This is a genomic window from Moorena sp. SIO4G3 (assembly GCF_010692305.1).
In the GTDB taxonomy this organism is placed as follows: Bacteria; Cyanobacteriota; Cyanobacteriia; order Cyanobacteriales; family Coleofasciculaceae; genus Moorena; species Moorena producens_A.
This window is the reverse complement of record NZ_JAAHIG010000362.1, coordinates 1-8594: the sequence shown is the minus strand read 5'-3', so window position 1 is coordinate 8594 and position 8594 is coordinate 1. Positions and strand designations below refer to the sequence as shown.

Annotated in this window: 5 protein-coding genes; 4 read left to right on the top strand and 1 reads right to left on the bottom strand. The window is 43.4% G+C overall.

The features are described 5' to 3' along the window. On the top strand, nucleotides 1-115 hold a 115-nt coding region (locus F6J99_RS36545), incomplete at its 5' end, for a transposase (RefSeq protein ID WP_364305990.1). Between the two features lie 606 nt (nucleotides 116-721). Here the strand turns inward: F6J99_RS36545 and F6J99_RS36540 are convergent. Next, on the bottom strand, nucleotides 722-4600 hold the full coding sequence (locus F6J99_RS36540) for a filamentous hemagglutinin N-terminal domain-containing protein (RefSeq protein ID WP_293120575.1): 3879 nt from the start codon (nucleotides 4598-4600) through the stop codon (nucleotides 722-724). Nucleotides 4601-4960: 360 nt separating this feature from the next. Between F6J99_RS36540 and F6J99_RS36535 the strand changes: the two genes are divergently transcribed. From F6J99_RS36535 to F6J99_RS36525, 3 genes are all read left to right on the top strand, one after another. Further along, nucleotides 4961-5104: a hypothetical protein gene (locus F6J99_RS36535; RefSeq protein WP_293120573.1), complete on the top strand. Its 144-nt coding sequence runs from the start codon at nucleotides 4961-4963 to the stop codon at nucleotides 5102-5104. A 66-nt stretch (nucleotides 5105-5170) separates the two neighbouring features. Further along, complete coding sequence (locus F6J99_RS36530) at nucleotides 5171-6745, top strand: carotenoid oxygenase family protein (protein WP_293120571.1); 1575 nt, start codon at nucleotides 5171-5173, stop codon at nucleotides 6743-6745. 207 nt (nucleotides 6746-6952) lie between these two features. Next, nucleotides 6953-7918: a glycosyltransferase family 2 protein gene (locus F6J99_RS36525; RefSeq protein ID WP_293120569.1), complete on the top strand. Its 966-nt coding sequence runs from the start codon at nucleotides 6953-6955 to the stop codon at nucleotides 7916-7918. The last annotated feature ends 676 nt before the right edge of the window (nucleotides 7919-8594 follow it).

Here is an 8594-nt window from a genome sequence, read left to right as displayed (position 1 = left end):
GAATTTCTTTGCCCAACTCAAACAATATCGAGGAATCGCGACACGTTATGATAAGCGAGCAATAAACTTTCTCGGGGCAATTTATCTTGCTGCTACTGTTATCTGGCTTAATTGATGACACGCCCTAGGGCTACAGGGAATGCTTATCCAAAACGGCTGATCAGGAGCATCCCATCATTTCCAAAATTGTTGAGATTTTCGATAGTGAAGTAATTGGATTGAAGTTAGCTAGCCTAGCGCTATAGTTAAGAGCTTAATCTGAGTATTTTTAGCTAGCGCTATAGTTATTGAATCGGTATCGATCATTTCCAAAATTGCTGCAATTTCCGGCGTTGCTGATTTTGGGTATGGTTTCGCCCCCCTAGCCCCCCAATTCTGGGGGGAACAAGAGTTTCAAAGTTTTCCGCAAGATTATGATCCCCCCCAGCCCCCCTTAAAAAAGGGGGGAGCCATACTCGCTCGTCCCCCTTTTTTAAGGGGGATAATGGGGGATCTCCGAGTTTTAAAACACGCCCTAGCCCCCCAATTCTGGGGGGAACAAGAGTTTCAAAGTCCCTCCCGGTGCGCTTTCCAATGGGCGAGTAAATCGCCCTTGGGTCGCACCGCAAAATTGGGGGATTTAGGGGGCTTTAGCAAAACCAAACGATCGCGCTTCATACTTTAATTCAGCAACGCCGTTTCTTGCAGTTAACGGCAACATCAATATTATCTATCCCTTGCCTCAACCCTTGCTACCACAAGACCGAGGACTATACCAATTACTCTTAGGAGTACCATTATTCGGTTCAGCCGTCAAGATAATTGTACCATCCTCGCCCACAGTCCAACCCTGAGCTTCCACTATTTTCTTCTTGGGACGAGCAGGAGTAGGAGTAGAGGCAACACGGCGTTTCCCTCTCATTGGTAAGTAACTAACTTCAGGAGTAGGAGTAGAGGTAGCTTCTTTGATGGTCTCTTCTTCATCTTCTTCAGTATCAATGGTAACCCAATCTACCAGTACAGACCGTTGAGTAATTGGGTCTAGGGGACTTGGAGGTAAGCCACCCCGTCCAGTAACAATGAATTCACCGAGTTCATCTACAGTTACTTTTCCACTCCTGGGACAGTTAGCAAGAATTAATGATGAAGGGTCAACTAGTGATGTTGGTAAGATTTCAGGATCTTGTGCTGAGTTAGTAATATCCCTGGTTACACTCCCAGATTGACCACCACTAAAGCTAAGCGCTGCTATTTCACTATTATTATTCTGAAAAGCTAACGATGGGTCTATCTTTCCAGATGGGTCGATAAACGCACTGGTATCTCCCAGTACGTTCAGATTGAATAAGCCCTGGAGGGTAATTTTGATGTTTCCACCATCTCCAAGCTGAGCATTAGCAAATATATCGCTACCTTTGTCATCATTATTCAGAGGCAGCGCCACTAATACTCCACCAGAAATCTTGATATTTCCACCCTTGACTTTATCCCCTGTAGCATCAGCCAAGATTAGGCTGTTGTTATCAAGTATGATCACTCCTGGCACATTGATATCGATAGTTGCTGCGTCTTCGTTGTTGTTAGGATTTTTTCCAGTAGCAGCTATAAGTTGGCCGTTGTCTAGGGTGAGTGACTCAGCCTTAATTTCCAGTTTGCCAGCTTCTCCTCGCTTGCTCTGCTTCACGTCACTATCTGGAAAACCACTATCTGTTAATGGGACACCGCTTACTGCTATTCGTGCTCCATCTTTGACAGTTAGCTCATCTGTTTTTATAGTCACATCTTGAGCAGTACCACCTTTGGTTGCTTGAGCGAATATTCCTGCGGGAGATTTAGACTTATTTGGTAGAGTTCCAGTTAACAATACTGAGTCTTTAGCTTTGACTTCCACATTTCCTGCAGTTCCTCTTTCGGTAGAAGCTGAAATTTCGCTGTTACTTACTGTCAAGCTGTCTACATTTAAGATTATGTTACCACCTTGGTTTTCTGCGCTTTTTTCGGAAGCGGCAGTAATTTGAGCACCATCGGTTAGTTGCACTTCATCGGCATCAATCTTGATATCACCACCGGCAAAGTCACTTTGGCTTTGAGCATTCAAAACTGCACCATCTGATAGACGCAAGCTCGGTGTTTCTATCTGAATAAGCCCTCCCTCAGCCTTGGCTCCGTTTCGAGTTTGGGTGAATATGCCACTTTTTTCGGTTTTTATTTCTTTTTTTTCTTTTTTTTCTCCAATACCAGAAATTTCTACAAAATCTTTGGCATCGACTATAATATCACCTGCTTTAATTTTGCCTTTAGTAAACGCTTCTAATCTTCCTCCATCTTTGAGAGATAGAGAGCGAGCTTTAATGGTAATATTACCAGCATCTTCTTCTCGGGTTTGATTGTTTCCCGCATCCTTAGTTACCTGAGTTCTGATTCCGCTATCCAAGCCTATAATCTCAATCTTATCCTTAACCGTTATCTGGATCTTTCCCGGATTTCCAACATTCTTAATTTTACTTTTATCTTTCTTAGTCTCAGCCGTGATAAAGCTCGTATTACTTAAGGAAAGTGAGCCAGCGTCAATGATTATGTCGTTACCATCGCCTGTAGCGCCCTGTTGAGATTTCGCTTCAATTTTGGCTCGATCTTCCATGATGAAGTTTCCTTCAACTATGATTGTGATCGCGCCCGCATTTCCAGCTCCTGATGTATTAGCAGTTATACCACTAGAACCTTTTTCACCTGGTCCAATCATCGTCAGTGACTCAACACGGATGTCTATCGGACCACCGTTACCTTTAGTGTTTGGGTCGGTCTTAGCCGTAATTTGGACTTGACCTCTGCTAGATTTAGAATTGCTGGGATCTTCACGAGAATCGAGTAATAGGGACTTAGCTGTGATCTCAATGCCCCCACTCGATCCTGTAGATTCTCTTTGAGCGGTATTCTCAATTTTGCTGTTGAATCTCAGTTCAACTGCTCCCCCAGCCTTGATGATAGTTTCTCCGCCATTTCCTGTTGCCTCTTTACTTATTTGTGCTCTCGTCAAAGCCTGAATTCTGCTTCTATCATTTAAGGTTACATTGCCATTGGGAGCGTTGATTTCGATAGTTCCACCCTGACCTGAACTTGTGGTCTTAGTCTTAATCGTACCCTTATTGGTCAGCAGTACATCCCCAGTCACATTGATCTCAATATCCCCGCCAATACCCGCTTTTTTCTCTGTTTTGGTAAAAATTCCTTCTTCTGTTTGCTTCTTTAGTTTGGCTCTAAACCTATTAGACGTAACCAAGACCGAGCCAGCGTTAATGGTTATTTTTCCTCCGTTTCCGGCTTGTTCGGTAGTTTTGGTCAAGATGCCCTGGTCTTCAGCATCGTTCTCATAATTTTTTTTATTGGCAAAAACCGAAACCTCAAGCCGGTCAGCGGTGAGGATAATCTCTCCGCCATCACTCCCAACGGCCGCTGTTTTGGTAAAGATGCCCTGGTCTTCTTCTACCTTTGACTTCTTTCTTGTCTGTTTAGATGTCGATACAGAGATCAAGTCAGCAGTGATACTAATTTTTCCGCCTGCTCCACCGCTTTCCTGAGTTTTGGTAAAAATACCCTGGTTTGCTTTCTTTCCTCCGTCATTGTTAGTAGTTACCTTAACTGAAGAATCAGCAGTGACAATAATATCACCACCTTTTTTACTATTGCCTTTAGTTATGGTAAAAATTCCCTGATCTTTATTAGAGGTTTCTACTTCCAAAGAATCAGCAATAATCCTAATGTCGCCACCATCAACAGTGCTATCTTTGGCTACGGAAGTTTCTATAGCGCTATCCTTAATGACAACATTCCCTTTCTTGACGCCATCGGGAAACTCTAAACCCAGCTTGTCACCCTCTTGAGTTAATGCTACTTCTCCTGGTGCGCCCAATCCCGCTAACAAAATATTCCCACCTTGATTAGTGGATATCTTACTATCTTTCTTCTTATCTTTCTTACTAACCTCAATATCACCACCGAGCAACAACAGGTTATCAACCGCTAGCTTCTCTAACTTAGCTTGACTGGTAATCTTACCGGGAATTTGATTAAAGAAGAATACATTAGGATTAACCGTCAGCAATGGCGATGGCGGCTCTGGATTAGAGGCACTAAACACTCCTCGATTGCCAAACCCAATCCCATCAGCAGTGGTGCCCACAAATGACCCCGATACATCCAGCTTGGCTTTATCCCCAAAGAAAATTCCCTTGGGATTAATCAAGAACAAATTCGCTCCACCATCCACACCCAAGGTGCCAAGAATATTAGAGGGATTAGCACCAGTTACCCGAGACAGAATATTTTGAATCCCAGCTGGATTAGCAAAATAAACCCTTTGCCCTTTGTCGATATTAAACTCTAGGAAACTGTGGAACAAATTAATATCTCGGATTGCTCCTCCCTTAATTAGATCAACAATTTTCCCATTTACCTCACCAGAGCCCAGGTCTAGCTGTGACGTTTCTCCCTGGGGCAAAGTAGCATCAGGAGTAATCTGAGCATTAGCTTGGTTTACTGAAAATGCGTACGCTCCACTAATGGCTAAGCATAGGGCTAAACCTAACTGAGTGTTATAGCGTTTCAACACATCTAATGCCATAGAATTGCTTCTCCTAATCTTGGGGAGTGGTAGTTTACTTAAGCTATCAGCGTGTCCCGTATCAGCTTGCGCATCGACACAGGCTACGTGGGGTCTATTTTAAGCTGACGGCTGTTCGCGCAGCGTGAGCTAAAAGCTCACGGTTGACGGCTGATTGCTGACCTTTGATTAATAGTGGCTTGAGGCCGTTATTGTTACTAGAAATACTAATTATTAATGCTGGGAATAATAACAGGAATATTATACCTATATTTGCTAGCCATTCATGTAAAGTTTTATGAAATAATGTTAGCTAGAACGACAAGGATTGGCAAGGAATCTAAGGGATAAGCAAGGGATTATAGGGAGCCGAAATCAATCGTGATAATTTTTTTCCCTGTTCCCTGTTCCCTGTTCCCTGTTCCCTGTTCCCGATTCCCGATTCCCGATTCCCGATTCCCGATTCCCGATTCCCGATTCCCGATTCCCGATTCCCGATTCCCTTTGCTATACAAAGTCTGGTAATGTAATAAAATGTAAATAAAATTAAAAACTATTCATAAAAAAATCTGGCTAAGGACTTGATAAAAGATGGAAAATGTGTTAATAAACAAAGAAGCCAATGGGGTTTCTAATCCTGGTGTGTCCTATAGCCAGGAAGATTGGGCAAGAGGTTATGAGTCCCAACGCCATGAAGAGGATTATTGGATTGATCAAGTAGAAGGGGAAATCCCTAAGGAGTTGCAAGGGACTTGGTTACGGAATGGTCCTGGTTTGCTGGATATTAATGGTTACCGGGTGCATCATCCATTTGATGGGGATGGGATGATTTGTGCGATCGCATTTGATCACGGTCGAGCTCATTTTCGGAATCGGTTTGTACGCACAGAGGGCTTCTTAGCGGAACAGAAAGCGGGGAAACCGGTATATCGAGGAGTGTTTGGCACTCAGAAGCCTGGGGGTTGGTTAGCGAATCTATTTGATGTCCAACTTAAAAATATTGCGAATACCAATGTGATCTACTGGGGTGGCAAGCTCTTAGCCTTATGGGAAGCTGCTAAACCTTACAGTCTAGACCCCCATACCCTTGAAACCTTGGGTGAAGATAACTTGGATGGAGTGTTATTAGGGGGTGAATCCTTTGCTGCTCATCCTTGGATTGACCCTAGTTGTAAGCTTGATGGTGGTCAACCCTGTCTGGTGAATTTCGCGATTCAGCCAGGTCTGTCTAGCAAAATTACCATTTACGAATTGAACCTGACCGGTAAACTATTACGACGTCAGGCTTATAGTGTTCCTGGTTTTGCCTTTATCCACGATTTTGCGATTACCCCAAATTACTGTATTTTCTTCCAAAATCCTGTTACTTATAATCCCTTTCCGTTCCTGTTGGGATACCGAGGAGCTGGTGAGTGTGTGGCATATCAACCTGAGCAACCGACCCGGATTATAGTGATTCCTCGTAAACAGAACACAGAGGAAGTCAAAATCCTAGAAACCCAATCGGGCTTTATCTTCCATCACGCTAATGCTTTTGAGGAAGATGGCAAGATTTATGTCGATTCTATTTGCTACGAGTCATTACCAGCAATAGAGACAGGTACGGATTTCCGGGAAATTGATATGAATACGAACGCACCAGGGCAACTCTGGCGCTTTACGTTGAATTTAACTGAAAAAACTGTAGCGAGTCAGTTTTTAGAAGAGCGCTGTTGCGAGTTTCCCATCATTAACCCTAATTCTGTCGGACATCCCTATCGCTACTTATTTATCGGAGCTGCTGATCGTCCCACCGGTAATGCGCCATTACAAGGGATTCTAAAAATAGATATGGAAACAAAGACACAACAATTCTGGAGTGCTGCGCCAAAGGGTTTTGTAAATGAACCAATGTTTGTGCCACGACCCAATGCTGAACGAGAAGATGATGGTTGGGTATTGACCTTAGTATATGATGCTAGTCATCACCGGTCGGATCTAGTAATTTTAGATGGTCGTGATTTAACTAGTGGACCGGTAGCACGACTGCACTTGAAGCATCATATCCCTTACGGCTTACATGGTAGCTGGACTTCTGAGTTGTTGGGACTGGGGTTGAAGGTTGAACGGTTGAAGGTTACAGGTTGTTCGCGCACGCGTGGCCAAAAGGCCAAGGTTACAGGTTGAACGCGCACGCGTGGCCAAAAGGCCAAGGTTGAAGGTTACAGGTTGAGGGTTTAGACTTTAAATAGAAACGTTTAACCAAAATGGGGAGATAATTACGCTAGACTTATTGGTAAACTTATTAGTTCTTAAGCTTCCAGGGGAATTATAGGGTTGGAGCTTTGATGATTAAACCTAAGCTAATCAAAGAATTTTCCTCGAGGGTGCCAGATGAAATTCAGCGTTGTTATCACGACTTATAATCGCCTAGATCTACTCAAGCGCGCCATTGAAAGCGCACTTGCTCAGACATTTACCTGTGAGATTGTTATCGTTGACAACGGTTCGTCTGATGGAACCGAAGATTATGTCCAAGAGCGCAGTGAAGCCTTGACACGTGCTGGTGAGCAGAGCTTGATTTATCACCGAAATTCCGATAATATGGGCCACTCGAAAGCGGTAAATAAAGGGGTAGAGTTGGCAACTGGTGATTGGATCAAGCTGTTGGATGATGATGACTACTTAGCCAGGAACTGCATTGAAGAAATGGCTAATGCGATCGCATTACATCCGAAAGCCGTGATTTGCTCTTGCCAATCGGCTCAAGTAGATACCTTAGGAGCAGAACTAAGTGTAACACGGCAAGTAGGTTCACCGCAAAGGTTATATATAGCCCAAGAAGACATTCATTATGGAATGCTTCTAGAAATGGTACCGTTTGGGACCCCAGCGCAAGTGGCGTTTTCCCGTGATGGTTTTCTGAGTTCCGGTGGTTGGGATTCTAGCTTAGATACCAACTTTGATGATATTGATTCCTGGATTCAAATCGCTCAGTTTGGGGATGCTATATTTATCAATAAGTGTTTAGCTTACCGGACGATTTGGTCTGGTGCTTATAATCATAAGTTTTCGTTCCAGAAACGTCTTAAAACCCATATTTCCATTAAGGAAAAAATCTATGCACTAGTCAGTGAAAAATACCAAGGTCAACTCCCCTTACTCTGGGAGCTGGTAGCTTATTTGAGATTACATTGGGGTTTAGTAGCCCTTAAACGAGGTAAGTTGATCAGTGCTGCCAAGTTATTGTTTCCTGAGTGTTTTTCACCGATTGCTTTTTCACCAATTGCTTGGAAGTTGCTGTTACTTAGAAATACTCTAGGGTGCGATATTAAATTGTACCACAAGTTACCCCTTTAATTGGCAATTTTAATCATTTAACCATTTTAATTAACACAAAGTAATTAATTAGTCAATTAAAAATTGAAAATTGAATAGTAACCAATTAGCTATTGACACTCCCCGCTTTAAAAAGACGGGGATTCCTAGATCTACGACCGGCCTTAAACCTCCGTGTCCAAATGGCAATATCTAAACCTGAATCCCGTCAAGACCAAGATTCTAGTCAGTTCACGAAAGACCCAGCGGGCTAGTCTCGCGATAGCGTTTAGTTACTTTTTGAAAAGTGCCTTATCAAGTCCGTTACTTTTCTGTTTCACTTGGTTTCGGCGTGCCGGAGACGAAACCTTAGAAGAGTGGAGCCTTAATAAAAAAGTTTTAACCCTTTTATGCATAGCCTGTAACCCTTAAAGGCTCCACTCTTCTTACGGTAACTTCTAACCCCGCCGTACCGTTGTTTTCTCAAGTTTTGATCTTGCTGGGTTCACACACCAATTGTTAGTTGATGATTGGGTTTTTAGCGATGCAGCGCGGTCTTGGGGGTTTCCCCCACTCGCTATTGCATCAAGAAAGGAGGATTTTCCCTACCCTCCGGGCATTGTTACAGTCGATGTCCCCTATTAAGGGAAGCACCTCTGCTTCAGAACCGTACGTGAAGTTTTCGCCTCATACGGCTCCTAGATATCCTATCCTTTCG